Origin of the sequence: Pseudomonas sp. NUPR-001 (assembly GCF_052147955.1) — a bacterium.
Lineage (GTDB): Bacteria > Pseudomonadota > Gammaproteobacteria > Pseudomonadales > Pseudomonadaceae > Aquipseudomonas.
In genome coordinates, this window is record NZ_CP197353.1 from 1,965,458 (window position 1) to 1,985,748 (window position 20,291).

Annotated in this window: 17 protein-coding genes; 10 read left to right on the forward strand and 7 right to left on the reverse strand. The window is 60.6% G+C overall.

Features of this window, described 5'->3' with window-relative positions; translation table 11 throughout:
- Positions 1-58 precede the first annotated feature (58 nt).
- The gene (locus ACP6KB_RS09110) at positions 59-556 is read left to right on the forward strand and encodes a universal stress protein (protein ID WP_442113403.1); all 498 of its coding nucleotides are present in this window, start codon (positions 59-61) and stop codon (positions 554-556) included.
- 124 nt (positions 557-680) lie between these two features.
- The gene (cysB, locus tag ACP6KB_RS09115; RefSeq protein WP_442113404.1) at positions 681-1,655 is read left to right on the forward strand and encodes an HTH-type transcriptional regulator CysB; all 975 of its coding nucleotides are present in this window, start codon (positions 681-683) and stop codon (positions 1,653-1,655) included.
- 57 nt (positions 1,656-1,712) lie between these two features.
- Here the strand turns inward: cysB and ACP6KB_RS09120 are convergent, their stop codons facing one another.
- Positions 1,713-2,447, reverse strand: a complete 735-nt coding sequence (locus tag ACP6KB_RS09120) for a phosphoadenylyl-sulfate reductase (RefSeq protein ID WP_128324564.1) — start codon at positions 2,445-2,447, stop codon at positions 1,713-1,715.
- Positions 2,448-2,574: 127 nt separating this feature from the next.
- Between ACP6KB_RS09120 and thrH the strand changes: the two genes are divergently transcribed.
- Complete coding sequence (thrH, locus tag ACP6KB_RS09125; RefSeq protein WP_274113395.1) at positions 2,575-3,192, forward strand: bifunctional phosphoserine phosphatase/homoserine phosphotransferase ThrH; 618 nt, start codon at positions 2,575-2,577, stop codon at positions 3,190-3,192.
- Positions 3,193-3,258: 66 nt separating this feature from the next.
- Here the strand turns inward: thrH and pabB are convergent, their stop codons facing one another.
- The 4 genes from pabB to rloA form a co-directional block, all read right to left on the reverse strand.
- A complete protein-coding gene (pabB, locus tag ACP6KB_RS09130; protein ID WP_442113405.1) occupies positions 3,259-4,602 on the reverse strand; it encodes an aminodeoxychorismate synthase component I in 1,344 nt (447 codons plus the stop codon).
- Between the two features lie 128 nt (positions 4,603-4,730).
- Positions 4,731-5,714, reverse strand: coding sequence for an alpha-L-glutamate ligase-like protein (locus ACP6KB_RS09135; RefSeq protein ID WP_442113406.1), 984 nt, complete (start codon positions 5,712-5,714; stop codon positions 4,731-4,733).
- Positions 5,714-7,246, reverse strand: coding sequence for an osmotic stress tolerance membrane protein RloB (rloB, locus tag ACP6KB_RS09140; RefSeq protein WP_442113407.1), 1,533 nt, complete (start codon positions 7,244-7,246; stop codon positions 5,714-5,716). Before rloB ends, ACP6KB_RS09135 begins: the two co-directional genes overlap by 1 nt.
- 5 nt (positions 7,247-7,251) lie before the next feature.
- Positions 7,252-7,788 (reverse strand): retropepsin-like aspartic peptidase RloA, encoded by a 537-nt coding sequence (rloA, locus tag ACP6KB_RS09145; protein WP_442113408.1) that lies wholly within the window; start codon positions 7,786-7,788, stop codon positions 7,252-7,254.
- A gap of 292 nt (positions 7,789-8,080) precedes the next feature.
- Between rloA and ACP6KB_RS09150 the strand changes: the two genes are divergently transcribed.
- The 5 genes from ACP6KB_RS09150 to prpF all read left to right on the forward strand — a co-directional run bounded on the left by ACP6KB_RS09150 (position 8,081) and on the right by prpF (position 14,904).
- Positions 8,081-8,791 (forward strand): GntR family transcriptional regulator, encoded by a 711-nt coding sequence (locus ACP6KB_RS09150; RefSeq protein WP_133211770.1) that lies wholly within the window; start codon positions 8,081-8,083, stop codon positions 8,789-8,791.
- Positions 8,788-9,678: a methylisocitrate lyase gene (prpB, locus tag ACP6KB_RS09155; RefSeq protein WP_442113409.1), complete on the forward strand. Its 891-nt coding sequence runs from the start codon at positions 8,788-8,790 to the stop codon at positions 9,676-9,678. The genes ACP6KB_RS09150 and prpB overlap by 4 nt, the downstream gene beginning before the upstream one ends.
- Before the next feature lie 81 nt (positions 9,679-9,759).
- Entirely contained in the window at positions 9,760-10,887 is a 1,128-nt protein-coding gene (gene prpC / locus ACP6KB_RS09160) for a bifunctional 2-methylcitrate synthase/citrate synthase (RefSeq protein WP_442113410.1), read from the forward strand.
- A 142-nt stretch (positions 10,888-11,029) separates the two neighbouring features.
- Entirely contained in the window at positions 11,030-13,618 is a 2,589-nt protein-coding gene (gene acnD, locus ACP6KB_RS09165) for a Fe/S-dependent 2-methylisocitrate dehydratase AcnD (RefSeq protein ID WP_442113411.1), read from the forward strand.
- Positions 13,619-13,713: 95 nt separating this feature from the next.
- The gene (gene prpF, locus ACP6KB_RS09170) at positions 13,714-14,904 is read left to right on the forward strand and encodes a 2-methylaconitate cis-trans isomerase PrpF (RefSeq protein ID WP_442113412.1); all 1,191 of its coding nucleotides are present in this window, start codon (positions 13,714-13,716) and stop codon (positions 14,902-14,904) included.
- Between the two features lie 153 nt (positions 14,905-15,057).
- On the opposite strand, the gene acnB is transcribed toward prpF, so the two are convergent.
- Positions 15,058-17,667 carry a bifunctional aconitate hydratase 2/2-methylisocitrate dehydratase gene (acnB, locus tag ACP6KB_RS09175; protein WP_442114283.1) on the reverse strand — a complete coding sequence of 870 codons (2,610 nt, stop codon included), beginning with the start codon at positions 17,665-17,667 and terminating at the stop codon, positions 15,058-15,060.
- 406 nt (positions 17,668-18,073) lie between these two features.
- Here acnB and ACP6KB_RS09180 point away from each other — a divergent pair, with 406 nt between their 5' ends.
- Positions 18,074-18,541 carry a DUF1289 domain-containing protein gene (locus tag ACP6KB_RS09180; protein WP_442113413.1) on the forward strand — a complete coding sequence of 156 codons (468 nt, stop codon included), beginning with the start codon at positions 18,074-18,076 and terminating at the stop codon, positions 18,539-18,541.
- 67 nt (positions 18,542-18,608) lie between these two features.
- On the opposite strand, the gene ACP6KB_RS09185 is transcribed toward ACP6KB_RS09180, so the two are convergent.
- Positions 18,609-19,472: a universal stress protein gene (locus tag ACP6KB_RS09185; protein ID WP_442113414.1), complete on the reverse strand. Its 864-nt coding sequence runs from the start codon at positions 19,470-19,472 to the stop codon at positions 18,609-18,611.
- A gap of 158 nt (positions 19,473-19,630) precedes the next feature.
- Here ACP6KB_RS09185 and ACP6KB_RS09190 point away from each other — a divergent pair, with 158 nt between their 5' ends.
- On the forward strand, positions 19,631-20,236 hold the full coding sequence (locus tag ACP6KB_RS09190) for a tRNA-(ms[2]io[6]A)-hydroxylase (protein ID WP_442113415.1): 606 nt from the start codon (positions 19,631-19,633) through the stop codon (positions 20,234-20,236).
- The last annotated feature ends 55 nt before the right edge of the window (positions 20,237-20,291 follow it).

A 20,291-nucleotide genomic window follows, 5' to 3' on the forward strand; every position in this document is an offset into this window, starting at 1 on the left:
CATTGGCGCGCTGCTAAGCTGAAACTTGCTCTGCCCACGCGGCAGTCAAGGAGGTCGAATGATCCGTTCCATGCTGTATGCCACTGACCTCGGTGTATACGCGCCTTTTGTCATGCAACACGCGCTGGCATTGGCGCGAACCTTCAATGCAGAGCTGTATGTGATTCACGCCGTCGAACCCATGGGGCAATTCGCGGAGTCGCTGCTGCAAAGCTATCTGGACGAACGCACGCTGGACCAACTGCACAGTCAGGGGGTCAACAACGTCATGGCCAACATCGAGCAGCGGGTGCTCGACAACTTTCGTGATGAGTTGGGTGAGGAGGCGGACCTGGCGTTGATCAAAGCGGTACGAGTGCGTCAGGGCGATCCGGCGCAAGTGATTCTCGACCAGGCGCAGCGCCTGAGCGTCGATTTGTTGATCTTCGGTAGCCACAGCCAGGGGGCGGGCGTTGATATTCCTATCGGGCGCACGGCGGTGCGTCTGCTGCAGTTGTCGCCGGTGCCGGTGTACATGGTGCCGCTGGCTCAGCACCTGGGGCGGCGCAAGGCCTGACAAGGCGTTCTCGGTAGATTGCCACTAGACTGCTAAAATAGTTCTAGATTTATTCTTCAAACCACTAATATAGTTATAAATCGTCGCTGCTGCCGGTGACGCCCAGCTGATTTGAGGGATACCTATGAAGCTTCAACAATTGCGCTACATCTGGGAAGTGGCGCACCACGACCTCAACGTCTCCGCGACAGCGCAGAGTCTGTATACGTCCCAGCCGGGTATCAGTAAGCAGATCCGCTTGCTTGAGGACGAACTGGGCGTTGAAGTGTTCGCCCGCAGCGGCAAGCACCTGACCCGCGTGACGCCCGCCGGTGAGCGCATCATTACCACGGCCGGCGAAATTCTGCGCAAGGTCGAAAGCATCAAGCAGATTGCCCAGGAATTCTCCAACGAGAAAAAAGGCACGCTGTCGATTGCCACCACGCACACCCAGGCGCGCTATGCGCTGCCGCCAGTGATCAGCAACTTCATCAAGCAATACCCGGAAGTCGCGCTGCACATGCATCAGGGCTCGCCGATGCAAATCGCCGAAATGGCCGCCGACGGCACCGTGGATTTCGCCATTGCCACTGAGGCGCTGGAGCTGTTCGGTGACCTGGTGATGATGCCGTGCTATCGCTGGAACCGTTGTGTGGTGGTGCCGCAGGGTCACCCGCTGACCAAGCTGCCAAAGCTCACCCTGGAGGCCCTGGCTGAATACCCGATCGTAACCTACGTGTTTGGTTTCACCGGCCGCTCCAAGCTCGACGAGGCCTTCAATCATCGCGGCCTGACGCCGAAAGTGGTGTTCACCGCCGCCGACGCCGACGTGATCAAGACCTATGTGCGCCTTGGCCTGGGCGTCGGCATCGTCGCCAAGATGGCGGTTGATACCAAGCTCGACAATGACCTGGTGGTGCTCGATGCCAGCGAACTGTTCGAATCCAGCGTGACCAAGATCGGCTTCCGTCGTGGCACGTTCCTGCGTGGCTTCATGTGCGACTTCATCGAGAAGTTTGCACCGCACCTGACCCGTGAAGTGATGGCCAAGGCCATCCAGTGCCATAACAAGCAAGAGCTCGAAGAGCTGTTCGAAGGTGTCGAGTTACCGGTGCATTGATAGCGCTGACAGGCACAAAAAACCGGCCATCGAGCCGGTTTTTTTGTGCCTGGGCAATCAGCCCTTGGTGATCAGGTTGCCGGCGTGCAGGCCGCACTCCTTCTGGGTGGACTCTTCCCACCACCAGCGCCCCTCGCGCTCGTGCTGGTTCGGCAGCACAGGGCGGGTGCAGGGCTCGCAGCCGATGCTGATGAAGCCGCGTTCGTGCAGGCTGTTGTACGGCAGCTCGAGCATGCGGATATAGCCCCAGACTTCCTCGCTGCTCATCTGTGCCAGCGGGTTGAACTTGTACAGGGTGCGTTCCGGGGTCGAGAAGGCGCTGTCAATTTCCAGCGCGGCCACCTGGCTGCGGGTGCCCGGGCTCTGGTCGCGGCGCTGGCCGGTGGCCCAGGCGCTGACAGTGCTCAGCTTGCGGCGCAGGGGTTCGATCTTGCGGATGCCACAGCATTCGCCGTGGCCATCCTTGTAGAAGCTGAACAGGCCTTTCTCTTTGACGAAGGGGTCGAGTTTGCTGCGATCTGGGGAGAGGATTTCGATGGGCAGGTTGTACTGCTCGCGCACCTGATCGATGAAGCGATAGGTTTCCGGGTGCAGGCGACCGGTGTCGAGGCTGAACACCTTGACGTTCTTGTTCAGCTTCCAGGCCATGTCCACCAGCACCACGTCTTCGGCGCCGCTGAAGGAGATCCACAGGTCGTCGCCGAAGTGTTCGAAGGCGAGCTTGAGAATGTCTTGCGGGGACTTGTTGGCGTAGGTCGCAGCCAGGGCGGCGACGTCGAAGGGTTGGCTCATCAGGCGGCTTCCGGTCATTGAATGGCGCTTGGCGCTCGTAATACCGCGATCTTAACAAAAATTGCCGGCCTGGATGCCGCGCATGTAGAGTGCGGCTTCCCATTTTTTGTTGTTCGAGGAGTGTGCTGTGGAAATTGCCTGTCTCGACCTGGAAGGCGTACTGGTTCCGGAAATCTGGATCGCCTTTGCGGAAAAAACCGGAATCGAATCGCTGCGGGCCACCACGCGCGATATTCCTGATTACGATGTGCTGATGAAACAGCGCCTGCGCATTCTCGATGAGCATGGGCTGAAGCTTTCCGATATCCAGGCGGTGATCGCCACACTCAAGCCGCTGGACGGCGCCATTGAGTTCGTTGACTGGCTGCGTGAGCGTTTTCAGGTGGTGATTCTGTCTGACACCTTCTACGAATTCTCGCAGCCGCTGATGCGCCAGCTGGGCTTCCCGACCCTGCTGTGCCACCGCTTGATTACTGACGACACAGACCGGGTGACGGGCTACCAGTTGCGTCAGAAAGACCCCAAGCGTCAGTCGGTGCTGGCGTTCAAGAGCCTGTACTACCGGGTGATTGCCGCAGGTGACTCGTACAACGACACCACCATGCTTGGTGAAGCCGATGCCGGCATTTTGTTCCATGCGCCGGAGAACGTGATCCGCGAGTTTCCGCAGTTCCCGGCGGTGCATGACTTCGAGGCGTTGAAGAAAGAATTCATCAAGGCTTCGAATCGTTCGCTGAGCCTGTAAGGGCCTTGTCGCGGGGCAAGCCCGCTCCTACCTGGCGGTGGGAGCGGGCTTGCCCCGCGATGCAGTTCAAAGCCCTTGCAGCGTATCGAGCAGCACCTTGACCTTGGTAATCGATTCCTCGTACTCCGCCTGCCAGTCCGAGTCGGCCACCACCGCGCCGCCACCCCAGCAGCACACCTGACCGTCCTTCACCAGCAAACTGCGGATGGCGATGGAGCTGTCCATCTCACCGCGCACATCGATATACAACAATGAACCGCAATACAGCGCCCGGCGGCTGGGCTCCAGCTCGTCGATGATCTGCATGGCGCGAATCTTCGGTGCGCCGGTGATCGAGCCGCCGGGGAAGCTACCGGCGATCAGGTCGAGGGCGTCTTTATCGGCAGCCAGCTGCCCGGTGACGCTGCTCACCAAGTGGTGCACGTTGGGGTAGCTTTCCAGGCTGAACAGTTCAGGCACCTTGACCGAACCTATCTCGCAAGTGCGGCCCAGATCGTTGCGCAGCAAATCGACGATCATCAGGTTTTCCGCGCGATCCTTGCGGCTGGCCAGCAGTTCGGCACCGTTGCGCGCGTCTTGTTCGGCGTCGGCACTGCGAGGGCGTGTGCCCTTGATCGGGCGGGTTTCAACCCGGCCGTTGCTGACCTGAATAAAACGTTCCGGCGAAAAGCTCAGCAAGCAACTGCCGTCGGCCAGCGCCTGAAAGCCGGAGAAGGGTGTAGGGCAAGCCTGGCGCACCGCCTGGTAGGCATGCCACGGGTCACCCTCGCACGGGGCACGGAAGCGTTGGGTGAGGTTGATCTGATAGCAATCGCCAGCGTGAATATAGGCCTGCACTTTGTCGAAGGCCTGCCGGTATTCCTCGCGGCTGATATCACCCTGCATCGGCGCCAACAGCGAGAAGTGCGTGTTGCTGGCTGTCGCAGGGCTGTCGAATAGGTTGATCAGGCGCTGGCGCTCAGCATCGGCCAGGCTTGGGTGAAACAGCAGCTGACTGCGCTTTAGCTGGTGATCGCTGATCAGTGCCCAGGCATACAGCCCCAGGCTGGCGTCGGCCAGGCCCAGATCGTTAGCGGCCAGCGTCGGCAGTTGCTCAAGGCGGCGCCCGAAGTCGTAGCTCAGGTAGCCGATCAGGCCGCCGGCAAAGGGCAGTTCGATGCCGTCTGGCAGTTGCGCCGGCCCTAACTGCGCCAGGCTGCTGCGCAAGCGCTGAAGAAAGGCCGTGCCCGCTTCGCTGGCCTGTGGTGTCAGGGTGTGCAGCGGCCAGGCGCTGAGCAGGTCGAAACGTCCGCGCTCGGCGCTGGGGCGCGCACTGTCGAGCAACACGGCGCCGGGCGCCTGGCGAATGCGTTCAAAGTAGGCCGCAGGGTCGGCCAGGTAGGGCAGGGCGTGAAGCGTACAGGTCGGCATGCAAGTAACAGCTATGAATGCGGGGGAGGCGATTGTAGTCCCGTGTAGGACGTGCGCCTAGCGCTGACTGCGACCTGGGTGACCTTGCCGCCATCAGCCCGTGCAGGCTGAAGGCGGCAAGGCTGCAGTCAGGCGTTGGAAGGGACGTGCCCGAACAGTTCCTGAGCGAAGCGAACACGTTGTTCGGCAGTTTCCTGAATGCCGTCTTTGGCCAGCTGTTCCAGGTGCGCTTCGACGGCGTGGGTGCGTTTGGTCAGGCCGCAGTCGTTGGCGATCTGGATGTTCAGGCCGGGGCGGGCGTTGAGTTCGAGGATCAACGGGCCCTTGTCCTGGTCCAGGACCATGTCGACACCGATGTAGCCCAGGCCGCACAGCTCATAGCAGCCGGCCGCAAGCTTCATGAAACCATCCCAGTTCGGCAGTTGCACGCCGTCTACCGCGTTGGTGGTGTCGGGGTGTTTGCTGATGATGTTGTTCAGCCAGGTGCCGCGCAGGGTCACCCCGGTGGCCAGGTCGACACCGACACCGATGGCGCCTTGGTGCAGGTTGGCCTTGCCGCCGGACTGGCGGGTCGGCAGACGCAGCATGGCCATCACCGGGTAGCCCATCAGCACGATGATGCGGATGTCCGGCACGCCTTCATAGCTGATGCTTTTGAAGATCTGGTCGGGGGTTACCCGGTACTCGATCAGGGCGCGGTCGCGGTGACCGCCCAGGGAGTACAGGCCAGTAAGGATGCTGGAGATCTGGTGCTCGATTTCCTCGTGGCTGATGATCTTGCCCGAGACCGTGCGATAACGGTCTTCGAAGCGATCGGCAACCACCAGGATGCCGTCGCCGCCGGCACCCTGAGCGGGCTTGACGACGAAGTCGTTGCGCCCGCCGATGATCTCGGAAAGTTTGTCGATCTCTTTCTCGGTGGAGATGATCCCGTACATTTCCGGCACATGGATGCCGGCCTGGATCGCACGCTCCTTGGTGATGATCTTGTCATCGACAATCGGGTACAGGTGGCGCTTGTTGTACTTGAGGACGTAGTCCGCATTGCGCCGGTTGATACCCATGATGCCCCGGGCCTCCAGGGCTTTCCAGGTTTTCCAGAGACCAAACATCAAGCGTCAGCCTTCACGAAAGCTTTGAAACGCACCAGCTCCGTCAGGCGGTAGCCGCGGTAGCGACCCATCGCCAGCATGAAGCCCACCAGAATCAGCAGCACCGCCGGGAAGGTGAAGACGAAGTACACCAACTCCGGCACGCTCATCAGCAGGTGTGCCAGGGAGGCGGCGAACAGGGTGCCGATGGCGACTTTCATCGCATGGCCACCGCCGCGTTCTTCCCAGGTGATCGACAGGCGCTCGATGGTCATGGTCAGAATCACCATCGGGAACAGTGCCACCGACAGGCCGCGTTCCAGGCCCAGTTTATGGCTGAACAGGCTGATGGCGGCGATCAATACCACCACGAAGGTCAGGACCACCGACAGGCGCGGCAGCATCTGCAGCTTCAGGTGCTCAAGGTAGGAGCGTAGCGACAGCCCCAGCGCAGTGATCACCGTGAACAGGATGATGCCGAAGCCCAGTTGGGTTTCGCGGAAGGCCAGGGCGATCAGTACCGGGGTGAAGGTACCCAGGGTCTGCAGGCCGATCAGGTTGCGCAGCACCAGGATCACCAGTACGCCGATCGGGATCATTACCATGATCATGAAGGTCTGCTGGGTTTGCAGCGGCAGGCCGTACAGCGAATACTCGAGGAAGTCGGCATCGGTGTTTTCGTCGGTCAGCTTGGCCAGGCGGATGGCGTTCATCTCGCTGTTGTTCAGGCTGAAGCTGACGTTGGCTTTTTTGCCGCCATCGACGGTGATCAGGTTGTCATCACCGGTCCACCACAGCAGGCGGTCGGTCGGCAGGCCTTGTTCGCCGGTATCCGGGTTGAAGTACAGCCAGTCGGTGCCGTTGAAGCTGCGCAGCCACAGTTCAGGGGTTTGTGGCTGGTCGGCCACCAGGCGGATGGTGTGGACCTTTTCCACCGGCACGTGGGCGATCGACAGCAGCAGGTCGATGACCTTGGCCTTGTTCAGCGACGAGGTGTCACCGGCCAGCAATAGCTTGACGTTGTCGTCGTTGAGGTTGTTGACCCGCTTGATGGTTTCGCTGACGAACGTCTCGACGTCAGCCGAGTGTTGGCGGATCGGCGCCATCAGGGCTTCGGCGGCGATTTTCTCCGGGCCTTCCACAGCCAGGCTGTCACGGAAGGTCGGGCCCTTGATCTTGGCTTTTTCAGTGCTGTAGCGCTTGGTCAGGACCAGGCGGTAGTACAGGGTCTGGTTGCCGCTGGCGCGACGAGCCGACCAGGTCACCTTGCGGTTGCCGTCGACGCGGTTGACGCTGACCCCGTAGTTGTTGGAGATGAAGCTCTCATTGAGGCTGACATAGTCGCGGCTCAATGGCGGGACGAACATCTGGACCTTGACCGGGTCTTTGGGGTTGGCGACGAACTCGACCTTGGCGTCAATGTTCCACAGGTCGTCGGTCTCGTCTTCGGTCACCGGGATGCCGAGAAAGAAAATCTGGTACGCCGTGACAATGATGCCCAGAAGCACCAGTACGGTGATCAAGACTTTCAGGTGAAGGGTAAGAGAGCGCATCGGGATTACTCTGCGGTGGGAGCGTCAGGGGCGCAGGCAGGTTTGCCGGCCGCGTATTTAAGGCTTGGGTCGACCAGCGCATCAAAATGCTTGAGCGCTTCGGAGCCGATCAGCAGTGGGAACTGGAAGGCGCTACGGTCGGTCAGGTTTACTTCGATCACGCGGCGGGCCGTCCCCATGCAGATGTTCAGTTCAATCACCGGGCGGGCGGTATAGGCTTTGCCTTCGTCCGGGTTGTAATCGCCGGCGCGTCGTTTGATCTTGCTGACGCGGGCCAGAGGTCGTTCTATCGGATGCGCATGGGCGGCGTCAATTGCCAGGTAGAAGCGCACCCAGGATTCGCCATTGCGCTTGAAGCGCTTGATATCGCGAGCACTGAGCGAGGCGGTTTTAGCCCCGGTATCGAGCTTGGCGGCAACCTCCAGGTCGATATCGGCAAGGCGGGCGTATTCGTTAAGGCCGTACACGGTCTTTTCCGAAGCCTGGCCCAGGCCAGGTAACAGAAACAGGCTGAGCAACAATAGAAGGGGCGTAAGTCTCATAAATCCTGGCGCGGTGCTGTGCGATGTTCGGGTCAAGGCCACTGGCAATGCTGCGCAAGCTTCCTCGTTTATCTGTCGTCAGCACAAAGTGATGACAATCACACTGTTCATGCCCTGTGTGAGGCGCGGCATTCTATCACGCTGGTGTGATGGCGCCAGCGGCTGCACTCAGACAACAGCAACAGTGGTGAAGTTCGTTCTTAGACGATTGTCGACAATATTCATTTTGTCTTTGACTCTGCTTGTCAATTTGGCTAGTTTTGGCTTCATTGATTTGTGAGGTGTCGACAATATGCTGGACACAGCCCAAGCGCCTGGCGCAATTGCCGAAGATTCCGAAACCCTTTCGGAAAACGTCTTCCGGCGCATCCAGGCGGCCATCGTCAAAGGTGAAATCGCACCGGGCAGCAAGATCTCCGAGCCTGAGCTGGCGCGCACCTATGGCATCAGCCGCGGGCCGCTGCGCGAGGCTATCCACCGCCTGGAAGGCCAGCGCCTGCTGGTACGCGTGCCACATGTCGGCGCACGCGTGGTGTCGCTGAGCCATGCCGAGCTGATTGAACTGTACGAAATTCGTGAGTCCCTGGAAGGCATGGCCTGCCGCCTGGCTGCCGAGCGTATGAGCGTAGCCGAGATCGATGAGCTGCGCCGGGTGCTCGACACCCATGAGCGCGACGCCACGTTCCAGGCGGGGCTGGGCTACTACCAGCAGGAAGGCGACTACGATTTCCATTACCGCATTATTCAGGGCAGCGGCAACCGCACCCTGGTGCAAATGCTGTGCGGCGAGCTGTATCAACTGGTGCGCATGTACCGCATTCAGTTTTCCGCCACGCCCAACCGGCCGCACCAGGCGTTCGCTGAACACCACCGGATTCTCGATGCCATCGCCGACCGTGACGGTGAACTGGCCGAGCTCTTGATGCGTCGTCACATCGGCGCTTCCAAACGCAACATCGAGCGTCACTACCTGGACGCTAACAGCCCACGAGGTGAGTCATGAGTCAGAAAAGCAGTCCCGGCCAGCGTTTTCGTGATGCCGTCGCCGCCGAACACCCGCTGCAGGTCGTCGGTGCGATCAACGCCAACCATGCGTTGCTGGCCAAGCGTGCCGGTTTCAAGGCCATCTACCTGTCCGGTGGCGGTGTAGCGGCCGGCTCCCTCGGTCTGCCAGACCTGGGCATCAGCGGCCTGGATGACGTGCTCACCGATGTACGGCGCATCACCGACGTTTGCGACCTGCCACTGCTGGTAGACGTAGACACCGGTTTTGGCTCCTCGGCCTTCAACGTTGCGCGTACCGTCAAGTCGATGATCAAGTTCGGCGCGGCCGCGATTCACATCGAAGACCAGGTCGGTGCCAAGCGTTGCGGCCATCGTCCGAACAAGGAAATCGTGTCGCAGCAGGAGATGGTTGACCGTATCAAGGCCGCCGTCGATGCCCGTACCGACGACAGCTTCGTGATCATGGCGCGTACCGATGCGCTGGCGGTTGAAGGCCTGAACGCCGCGCTGGACCGCGCTGCAGCGTGCATCGAAGCCGGTGCCGACATGATCTTCCCGGAAGCGATCACCGAACTGTCGATGTACAAAACCTTCGCCGATCGCGTCAAAGCGCCGATCCTGGCCAACATCACTGAATTCGGTGCTACCCCGCTGTACACCACCGAAGAGCTGGCCTCGGTTGATGTGTCGCTGGTGCTGTACCCGCTGTCGGCATTCCGCGCCATGAACAAGGCCGCCGAAAACGTCTACACCGCGCTGCGCCGCGATGGCACGCAAAAGAATGTTGTCGACACCATGCAAACCCGCATGGAGCTGTACGACGCCATCAACTACCACGCCTTCGAGCAAAGCCTCGACGCGTTGTTCGCCCAGAAAAAAGGCTGAACACCTGCTTAATCCTGTAGCGGCGGGCTTGTCCCGCGATTAGCCAAAGCATCCATAACAAATTCAAGAGTGGAGATAGACATGGCCGAAGCAAAAGTACTCAGTGGTGCCGGCCTGCGTGGTCAAGTGGCCGGGCAAACTGCACTGTCGACTGTGGGCCAGGAAGGTGCCGGTCTGACCTACCGTGGTTACGACGTTCGTGATCTGGCCGCTGGCGCCGAGTTCGAAGAAGTTGCCTACCTGCTGCTGTACGGCGAGCTGCCGAGCGAAGCCCAGCTGGCTGAATACAAAGGCAAGCTCAAGACCCTGCGCGATCTGCCGCAGGCGCTCAAAGAAGTGCTTGAGCGCATTCCAGCCGACGCCCACCCGATGGATGTGATGCGTACCGGTTGCTCGGTGCTCGGTACCCTGGAGCCAGAGCTGACCTTCGAACAGCAGCGCGACAAGACTGATCGCCTGCTGGCACTGTTCCCGGCGGTGATGTGCTACTGGTACCGCTTCACCCATCAGGGTGTACGTATCGATTGCACCAGCGACGAAGACACCATCGGCGGCCACTTCCTGCACCTGCTGCACGGCAAAAAGCCGAGCGAGCTGCATGTCAAAGTGATGAACGTCTCGCTGATTCTCTACGCCGAGCACGAATTCAACGCCTCGACCTTCACCGCCCGTGTCTGCGCTTCGACCCTGTCGGACCTGTATTCCTGCATCACCGCCGCCATCGGCTCGCTGCGCGGCCCACTGCACGGCGGCGCCAACGAAGCGGCCATGGAACTGATCGAACGCTTCCAGAGCCCGCAAGATGCGGTGACCGAGCTGCTGCAGATGCTGCAGCGCAAGGACAAGATCATGGGCTTCGGTCACGCGATCTACAAAGAGTCCGACCCACGTAACGAAGTGATCAAGGGCTGGTCCAAGCAGTTGGCCGAGGAAGTCGGTGACACCGTGCTGTACCCGGTGTCCGAAGCAATCGACAAGACCATGTGGGAGCAGAAGAAACTGTTCCCGAACGCCGACTTCTACCATGCCTCGGCGTACCACTTCATGGGCATTCCAACCAAGCTGTTCACCCCGATCTTCGTCTGCTCGCGCCTGACCGGCTGGGCAGCTCACGTGTTCGAGCAGCGTGCCAACAACCGCATCATCCGTCCAAGTGCCGAATACACCGGCGTTGAGCAGCGTAAGTTCGTGCCAATCGAACAGCGCTGAGGCCTGCCTTCTGCTCCTGTGTAGGAGCGGGCTTGCCCCGCGATAGCGATTTACCTGCTACATCGCAATCGCGGGGCAAGCCCGCTCCTACCGGGAGGAGGGGTTACCAGCCACCGACCTTACCGTGATTGAGTCCTGTGCCATGAATACTGAATTTCGCAAGAACCTGCCGGGCACTGGCCTGGATTATTTCGACGCCCGCGCGGCCGTTGATGCGATCAAGCCCGGCGCTTATGACCAGCTTCCCTACACCTCGCGCGTACTGGCCGAAAACCTGGTGCGTCGCTGCGATCCGGCCAGCCTGAATGCCTCGCTGAGCCAGTTGATCGAGCGCAAGCGCGACCTCGATTTCCCCTGGTTCCCTGCCCGTGTGGTGTGCCACGACATCCTCGGCCAGACCGCGCTGGTCGACCTTGCCGGTCTGCGTGACGCCATCGCTGAAGGCGGCGGTGACCCGGCCCAGGTCAACCCGGTGGTACCGGTGCAATTGATCGTCGACCACTCGCTGGCAGTGGAGTGCGGTGGTTTCGATCCGCAGGCGTTCGAGAAGAACCGCGCCATCGAAGACCGTCGTAACGAAGACCGTTTCCATTTCATCAACTGGACCAAAAAGGCGTTCAAGAACGTCGATGTGATCCAGCCCGGCAACGGCATCATGCACCAGATCAACCTGGAGAAGATGTCGCCGGTCATCCATGCCGAACGTGGCGTGGCGTACCCTGATACCTGTGTTGGCACCGACAGCCACACGCCGCACGTCGATGCCCTGGGCGTCATCGCCATTGGCGTGGGCGGCCTGGAAGCCGAGAACGTCATGCTCGGCCGTGCATCGTGGATGCGCCTGCCGGAAATCGTCGGTGTCGAGCTGTCTGGCAAGCCGCAACCCGGTATTACCGCCACCGACGTGGTGCTGGCCCTGACCGAGTTCCTGCGCAAGGAAAAAGTCGTCGGTGCCTACCTTGAGTTCTACGGCGAAGGTGCCCGCGCGCTGACACTTGGCGACCGCGCCACCATCTCCAACATGGCCCCGGAATACGGCGCTACGGCGGCGATGTTCTCCATCGATCAGCAGACCATCGATTACCTGCGCCTCACCGGCCGTGATGATGAGCAAGTCAAACTGGTAGAAACCTACGCCAAGGTTGCCGGCCTGTGGTCCGACAGCCTGGCCAACGCACAGTACGAGCGGGTGCTGCGATTCGACCTGTCCAGCGTCGTGCGCAACATGGCCGGCCCGTCCAACCCGCACGCCCGTGTGGCCACCAGCGACTTGTCGAGCAAGGGCATTGCCGGTCAGTGGGAAGAAGTGCCGGGGCAAATGCCGGATGGCGCGGTGATCATTGCCGCCATCACCAGTTGCACCAACACCAGTAACCCACGCAACGTAATCGCTGCAGGTCTGTTGGCGCGCAATGCCAACAAGCTCGGCCTGACTCGCAAGTCTTGGGTCAAATCGTCGCTGGCACCAGGCTCCAAGACCGTGGCGTTGTACCTCAAGGAGGCTGGCCTTGATGATGAGCTGGAAAAGCTCGGCTTCGGCATCGTCGCCTTCGCCTGCACCACGTGCAACGGCATGTCCGGCGCGCTGGACCCGGTGATCCAGCAGGAAATCATCGACCGCGACCTGTACGCCACTGCTGTGCTGTCGGGTAACCGTAACTTCGACGGGCGTATTCACCCGTATGCCAAGCAGGCGTTCTTGGCTTCGCCACCGTTGGTAGTGGCTTATGCGATTGCCGGTACCATCCGTTTCGACATCGAGAAAGATGTACTGGCGGTGGTCGACGGCAAGGAAATCCGCCTCAAGGACATCTGGCCGAGCGACGAAGAGATCGACGCAGTGGTCAAGTCGTCGGTCAAGCCAGAGCAGTTCCGTCAGGTCTACATCCCGATGTTCGCCATCGAAGAAGACACCGGTCCCAAGGTCGACCCGCTGTACGACTGGCGCCCGATGAGCACCTACATCCGCCGTCCGCCGTACTGGGAAGGCGCGCTGGCCGGGGAGCGTACCCTCAAGGGCATGCGCCCGCTGGCGGTGCTGCCCGACAACATCACCACTGACCACCTGTCGCCGTCGAACGCCATCATGCTCGACAGCGCTGCTGGCGAATACCTGGCGAAAATGGGCCTGCCGGAGGAAGACTTCAACTCCTACGCCACCCACCGTGGTGATCACCTGACCGCCCAGCGCGCCACCTTCGCCAACCCGAAACTGTTCAACGAAATGGTTCAGGAAGGCGGCAAGGTCAAACAGGGTTCGTTGGCGCGGATCGAGCCGGAAGGCAAGGTCACACGGATGTGGGAAGCGATCGAGACCTACATGGATCGCAAGCAGCCGCTGATCATCGTTGCCGGTGCCGACTACGGTCAGGGCTCGTCGCGTGACTGGGCGGCCAAGGGTGTGCGTCTGGCTGGCGTCGAAGCCATCGTGGCTGAAGGTTTCGAGCGTATTCACCGCACCAACCTGGTGGGTATGGGCGTACTGCCGCTGGAGTTCAAGCCGGGCGTGAACCGCAAGACGCTGGACATCGACGGCACCGAAACCTTCGACGTGCTCGGCGAGCGTACCCCGCGGGCCACCCTGACCCTGGTGATCACCCGTCACAACGGTGAGCGCGTCGAGGTGCCGGTGACCTGCCGTCTGGATACCGCTGAAGAAGTGTCGATCTACGAAGCGGGTGGGGTGCTGCAACGCTTTGCCCAGGACTTCCTGGAGTCGGCGGCGGTTTGAGGTAGGGCTCATCGCGGGGCAAGCCCGCTCCCACCGACCTGGTAGGAGCGGGCTTGCCCCGCGATTCCCTAAAAAGAACGATCAGGAACCCAACCATGGCACATGTACCGCAAGTAAAGATTCCCGCCACCTACATTCGTGGTGGCACCAGCAAGGGTGTGTTCTTTCGCCTGCAAGACCTGCCCGAACGCGCCCAGGTGCCCGGCCCGGCCCGTGATGCCCTGTTGCTGCGAGTGATCGGTAGCCCCGACCCGTATGGCAAGCAGATCGACGGCATGGGTGGTGCTACCTCCAGCACCAGCAAAACCGTGATCCTCTCGCGCAGCACCAAAGCCGAACACGACGTCGATTACCTGTTTGGTCAGGTGTCGATCGACAAGGCATTCGTCGACTGGAGCGGCAACTGCGGCAACCTTTCGGCGGCGGTCGGCTCGTTTGCCATCAGCGCAGGCCTGGTAGACGCCAGCCGAGTACCGCATAACGGCATCTGCACCGTGCGCATCTGGCAGGCCAATATCAGCAAGACCATCATTGCCCATGTACCGATCACCAACGGTGAAGTGCAGGAAACCGGCGATTTCGAACTGGATGGCGTGACCTTCCCGGCTGCCGAAGTGCAGCTCGAATTCATGGACCCGGCGGCCGATGAAGACGGCGACGGCGGTTCGATGTTCCCTACCGGCAACCTGATTGACGACCTTGAAGTGCCCGGTGTCGGCACCCTCAAGGCAACCCTGATCAACGCGGGTATTCCAACCATCTTCATTCAAGCCGAAGCCATCGGCTACACCGGCACCGAGCTGCAGGACGCCATCAACGGCGACCCTGAGGCTCTGGCCCGGTTCGAGACCATCCGTGCCTACGGGGCCGTGCGCATGGGGCTGATCGGGCATATCGATGAAGCCGCCAAGCGTCAACACACCCCGAAAGTTGCGTTTGTTGCACCGCCGACCACTTATCAGTCGTCCAGCGGTAAAACCGTTGCGGCGGGTGATGTAGACCTGTTGGTGCGGGCGTTGTCGATGGGCAAGCTGCACCACGCGATGATGGGTACGGCTGCTGTGGCCATCGGTACTGCTGCAGCCGTGCCTGGCACGCTGGTGAACCTGGCGGCCGGTGGTGGTGAGCGCAGCGCAGTGCGCTTCGGTCACCCGTCAGGCACCCTGCGTGTGGGGGCTGAGGCGCGTCAGGTGAACGGTGAGTGGACGGTGACCAAGGCGATCATGAGCCGCAGTGCTCGCGTGCTGATGGAAGGGTGGGTGCGGGTGCCTGGTGATGCGTTCTGACCGGTAGGAGCGGGCTTGCCCCGCGATTGCGGTGTGTCAGTCGCATTGCTTCGCGGGGCAAGCCCGCTCCCACAGGTAGTGCAAAACAGTTGCTCCCACAAGAGCTAAAAAAAACCCCGCCAATTGGCGGGGTTTTTTTTACGCTAGGTCAGCTTAGGCTTGAACAACCGGGATCTTGGCGTTCGCAGCAGCTTCACGGAACTCGGCGATCTGGTCGAAGCTCAGGTAGCGGTAAACGTCGGCAGCCATGCTGTCGATGTTCTTCGCGTATTCCATGTACTCTTCGACGGTTGGCAGTTTGCCCAGGATCGAGGCAACAGCCGCCAGCTCGGCAGAGGCCAGGTAGACGTTGGTGGCGTCACCCAGGCGGTTCGGGAAGTTACGGGTCGAGGTGGAAACCACGGTCGAACCGGTCTGCACACGTGCCTGGTTACCCATGCACAGCGAGCAGCCTGGCATTTCCATGCGGGCGCCAGCTTTGCCGTAGATGCCGTAGTAGCCTTCTTCGGTCAGCTGGTGAGCGTCCATCTTGGTTGGCGGAGCCAGCCACAGACGGGTAGGGATGCCACCTTTGACCTTGTCCAGCAGCTTACCGGCAGCGCGGAAGTGACCGATGTTGGTCATGCACGAACCGATGAACACTTCGTCGATCTTCTCGCCCTGTACGGTCGACAGCAGACGCGCGTCGTCCGGGTCGTTCGGCGCGCAGAGCACAGGCTCTTTGACGTCGGCCAGGTCGATTTCGATGATCTCGGCGTATTCGGCATCCTTGTCGGCTTCCAGCAGCACTGGGTTGGCCAGCCAGGCTTCCATCGCCTGAGCGCGACGCTCCAGGGTACGTGGGTCGCCGTAGCCTTCGCTGATCATCCAGCGCAGCAGGGTGATGTTCGACTGCAGGTACTCGGCAATAGCCTTCTCAGGCAGCTTGATCGAGCAACCGGCGGCGGAACGTTCAGCCGAGGCGTCGGACAGTTCGAAGGCTTGTTCGACGGTCAGTTCGTCGAGGCCTTCGATTTCCAGGATGCGGCCGGAGAAGGCGTTGATCTTGCCTTTCTTCTCGACGGTCAGCAGGCCTTTCTGGATGGCGTAGTAAGGGATGGCGTGTACCAGGTCACGCAGGGTGATGCCTGGTTGCAGTTTGCCCTTGAAGCGCACCAGTACCGACTCCGGCATGTCCAGTGGCATCACGCCAGTGGCTGCGGCGAAGGCGACCAGGCCGGAACCGGCCGGGAAGGAGATGCCGATCGGGAAGCGGGTGTGCGAGTCACCACCGGTACCGACGGTGTCCGGCAGCAGCATGCGGTTCAGCCAGCTGTGGATGATACCGTCGCCTGGGCGCAGGGAAACACCGCCACGGGTGCGGATGAAGTCTGGCAGGGTGTGGTGGGTGTTGACGTCGATTGGCTTCGGATAGGCTGCAGTGTGGCAGAACGACTGCATCACCAGGTCAGCAGAGAAGCCCAGGCACGCCAGGTCTTTCAGTTCGTCACGGGTCATCGGACCGGTGGTGTCCTGCGAGCCGACGGTGGTCATCTTCGGTTCGCAGTAGGTGCCAGGACGTACGCCTTTGCCTTCTGGCAGACCGCAAGCCTTGCCGACCATTTTCTGCGCCAGGCTGTAGCCCTTGCCGGTGTCGACCGGGGCTTCAGGCAGCTTGAACAGATCGGTTGGGCCCAGGCCCAGCTCGGCACGGGCTTTTTCGGTCAGGCCACGGCCGACGATCAGCGGGATACGGCCGCCAGCGCGGACTTCGTCGAGCAGTACTTCGGTTTTCAGCGCGAAGCTGGTGACCAGCTCATCGCTGCCGTGACGACGGACTTCACCTTTGTACGGGTAGACGTCGATGACATCGCCCATGGCCAGGTCGGTGCAGTCGAATTCGATCGGCAGGGCGCCGGCGTCTTCCATGGTGTTGTAGAAGATCGGAGCGATCTTGGTGCCGAAGCAGAAACCGCCGCCGCGCTTGTTCGGCACGTACGGGATGTCGTCGCCGAAGAACCACAGTACCGAGTTGGTCGCGGATTTACGCGAAGAACCGGTACCGACCACGTCACCAACATAGGCAACTGGGAAGCCTTTGGCTTTGACTTCTTCGATCTGCTTGAGCGGGCCAACCGAGCCAGGTTGCTCAGGGTTGATGCCGTCACGGGCCATTTTCAGCATGGCCAGGGCGTGCAGCGGGATGTCAGGGCGCGACCAGGCGTCCGGGGCAGGGGACAGGTCGTCGGTGTTGGTTTCGCCTGGCACCTTGAAAACGGTCAGGGTGTACTTCTGCTCGATGGCCGGGCGGGCGGTGAACCACTCGCCAGCAGCCCAGGATTCCAGCACGGCCTTGGCGTGAACGTTGCCGGCCTTGGCTTTTTCAGCCACGTCGTGGAACGCATCGAACATCAGCAGGGTGTGCTTCAGTTGCTCGGCAGCGACGGCGCCCAGTTCGGCATCGTCCAGCAGCTCGACCAGGGTGGCAATGTTGTAGCCGCCCTGCATGGTGCCCAGCAATTCGGTGGCGCGTTTGCGGTCGATCAGTGGCGATTTGGTTTCGCCCTTGGCGACGGCAGAGAGGAAGCCGGCCTTGACGTAGGCAGCTTCGTCCACTCCTGGTGGAACGCGGTTGGTGATCAGGTCGACGAGGAAGGCTTCTTCGCCAGCAGGCGGGTTCTTCAGCAGCTCGACCAGGCCTGCGGTTTGTTCGGCGTTAAGCGGCTGGGGCACGATGCCCAGGGCGGCACGCTCTTCGATGTGTTTGCGGTAGGCTTCAAGCACAGTTATTACCCTCATCAGTGGTCCCAAATGGGTGTCCGGGACGCTCATCCAGAATTTTCGGCACCCCTGCGCAATACGGCTTTTTGGGCCGCGTAGCCAGGGTTGCAGGAAATCCTTACAGAAGCTGCTTTCAAAGTTTTACGCCTGTAGAACGGAGGCTGATGAGGGCTGGCGCGGGACATGCGACGGGCGAATATCCCGGGCCAACGCCGTTCTACCGGATGAACTGTGCTCGTGACGCTTTGAAAACAGCTTCTAACGGACATTGGCGCCTTAAAAAGGCCGGATGATTCTACGGTAAAAACTCGATAAAGGTAAGGCGGGGCAGATGACTTTAGCGGGTGACCCCCGTTAGACAAAGGGCTAACATGACAGCCTGTTCCATCGTCCAGTTGTTGATTTTTTCATGTCCAATCAGTCAATTAAAACGCCTTGTGTCGGCCTCTGCTCCACGGTTTACGGGGACTTGGTGTGCCGTGGCTGCAAGCGTTTTCACCATGAAGTGATCAACTGGAACGGCTATAACGAAGACGAAAAGCGAGCCGTGTGGCTGCGCCTTGAGCAATTGCTGGTGCAGGTCATGGTGGCCAAACTTGAGGTCTTTGATGCCGCGCGCCTGCGTCATCAACTTGAACAGCGCACCATCCGCTTTGTGCCGCACCAGTCCGAGTATTGCTGGGCTTATCAGCTGATCGCCCGTGGCGCACGGGTTATCCGTGATCTGGAAGCCTACGGCATGGTGTTGCTGCCGGAATTTCGTGACTGGGAGTTACCGCAGTTGCGAGATGCCATTGATCGGGAATTTTTCTTGCTGTCCGAGGCTCACTACCAGCGTTATATCGCGCCGGGGTTTCTCAAGGATGCTTTGGGTTGAAAGCATCGCGGGGCAAGCCCGCTCCTACAGGCGCTTGTAGGAGCGGGCTTGCCCCGCGAGCAAATCTTCAACCTTGCGCCAGTTCCGTCAGGTGCACTTTCGCCTCTTCCGACTTAAGCACCAGCACATCGCATTCAAGCGAATCAAGCACCACCTCGGCGGTATTGCCAATCAGCGCCCCGGAGATCCCGGTGCGGGCCACCGTGCCGATCACTGTCACCACCGCGTCGTACTTGCTGGCGGTGTAGGGGATCAGCACATCCGCCGGGCCTTCGGCGACATGCAGGCGTTCATCGTTGATATCGAACTCGGCCTGGAACGCCGCGCATTCTTCGCGGTAGCGCTGTTCGATGGTTTCCTTCAATTGATAGACCGGATCGGCTGCCGACAGCATCGGTGAAGGGTGGGCGCTGATCACGTGGAGATTGCCCTTGGCCAGGTTGGCGATTTCATAGCCGTGGTCGATGATGTTTTTGTGCAGCAGGCGGTGCGCTTCGTCATGGTTGCCGACATCCACCGCCGCCAGGATCACCCCGCCAGTCCAGGGACGTTCAGTCTTGACCATCAACACCGCGCAAGGGCATTGACGCAGTAATTTCCAGTCCGACGGGGTGAGCAGGGCCTTTTTCAACGGGTTGTCCGGGCGGTGCTCCTTGATCACCAGCTCGCAGCCTTCGGCTTGCTGCACGTCGACGATCGATTCGTGCAAGGTATCGTGCCAGGCCTGCTCGTAGGTCACGTTGTCGAAGCCGTCATCATGCAGCTGACTGCAGAGCAGGCTTAGCAGGGCGCTGTGGTCGTGCTTTCTGTCGCACATCAGCAGGTGCAGGCGTGCGCCGGTGGCGCCGGCGATCAGTTTGGCCCGGGTTAGCGCACGGCTGTGAGCGTGTTCGGGGTCGAGTACCACCAGGATGCTGCGGACGGCTTGCATGAGCGTGAACTCCCTTCAGAAATGACGACCGATGTCTGACTATAGTCGGCGCCAAGTGCAATGGGCGTTGATATGTATCAAGCATAGATCACTGGTGATCGCCGCTGCTGCCGGTATAATCGCCGGCCTTGCCGTTTGCCCTGCCTGTTTGTGAGCCTATGCACCTTATTCCCGAAATCGATGCGTTCCTTGCTTGCCGTACTCCCGATGCCTGGGTCCAGGCGGCGCTTGCCGATCAGGAAACCCTGCTGATTGACCACAAAAACTGTGAGTTCAAGGCTGCCAGCACGGCACTGAGCCTGATGGCCAAGTACAACACGCACCTGGACCTGATCAACATGATGTCGCGCCTGGCCCGTGAAGAGCTGGTGCACCATGAGCAGGTGTTGCGCCTGATGAAACGGCGCAAAATCGCCCTGCGCCCGCTTTCGGCCGGGCGCTATGCCTCTGGCTTGCGCCGGGTGGTACGTACTCACGAGCCGGTGAAACTGGTGGATACCTTGGTGGTTGGTGCCTTCATCGAAGCGCGCAGCTGTGAGCGCTTTGCTGCCCTGGTGCCGCATCTGGACGAAGAACTCGGCAAGTTCTACCACGGCCTGCTCAACAGCGAGGCGCGGCATTATCAGGGGTACCTGAAGCTGGCTCATCAATACGGTGATGCGGCTGATATCGAGCGGGTGGTGGAGAAGGTCAGGGCGGTCGAGGCTGAGCTGATTACTACCCCGGACGAAGAGTTCCGCTTCCACAGTGGTGTTCCTGCTTGAGTTGATCGGGGGGCAAGCCCGCTCCTACAGGTTGGCACCACAGCAGGTCGGAGCA

Bases quoted from the DNA above. Each gene is read 5' to 3' on its own strand.
- ACP6KB_RS09190 (WP_442113415.1), top strand. From the start codon at position 19,631: ATGCACCTTATTCCCGAAATCGATGCGTTCCTTGCTTGCCGTACTCCC.
- prpC (WP_442113410.1), top strand. From the start codon at position 9,760: ATGGCCGAAGCAAAAGTACTCAGTGGTGCCGGCCTGCGTGGTCAAGTG.
- prpB (WP_442113409.1), top strand. From the start codon at position 8,788: ATGAGTCAGAAAAGCAGTCCCGGCCAGCGTTTTCGTGATGCCGTCGCC.
- ACP6KB_RS09110 (WP_442113403.1), top strand. From the start codon at position 59: ATGATCCGTTCCATGCTGTATGCCACTGACCTCGGTGTATACGCGCCT.
- ACP6KB_RS09180 (WP_442113413.1), top strand. From the start codon at position 18,074: ATGTCCAATCAGTCAATTAAAACGCCTTGTGTCGGCCTCTGCTCCACG.
- ACP6KB_RS09120 (WP_128324564.1), bottom strand. From the start codon at position 2,447: ATGAGCCAACCCTTCGACGTCGCCGCCCTGGCTGCGACCTACGCCAAC.
- ACP6KB_RS09150 (WP_133211770.1), top strand. From the start codon at position 8,081: ATGCTGGACACAGCCCAAGCGCCTGGCGCAATTGCCGAAGATTCCGAA.
- prpF (WP_442113412.1), top strand. From the start codon at position 13,714: ATGGCACATGTACCGCAAGTAAAGATTCCCGCCACCTACATTCGTGGT.
- acnD (WP_442113411.1), top strand. From the start codon at position 11,030: ATGAATACTGAATTTCGCAAGAACCTGCCGGGCACTGGCCTGGATTAT.
- pabB (WP_442113405.1), bottom strand. From the start codon at position 4,602: ATGCCGACCTGTACGCTTCACGCCCTGCCCTACCTGGCCGACCCTGCG.
- rloB (WP_442113407.1), bottom strand. From the start codon at position 7,246: ATGCGCTCTCTTACCCTTCACCTGAAAGTCTTGATCACCGTACTGGTG.
- ACP6KB_RS09135 (WP_442113406.1), bottom strand. From the start codon at position 5,714: ATGTTTGGTCTCTGGAAAACCTGGAAAGCCCTGGAGGCCCGGGGCATC.
- rloA (WP_442113408.1), bottom strand. From the start codon at position 7,788: ATGAGACTTACGCCCCTTCTATTGTTGCTCAGCCTGTTTCTGTTACCT.
- cysB (WP_442113404.1), top strand. From the start codon at position 681: ATGAAGCTTCAACAATTGCGCTACATCTGGGAAGTGGCGCACCACGAC.
- ACP6KB_RS09185 (WP_442113414.1), bottom strand. From the start codon at position 19,472: ATGCAAGCCGTCCGCAGCATCCTGGTGGTACTCGACCCCGAACACGCT.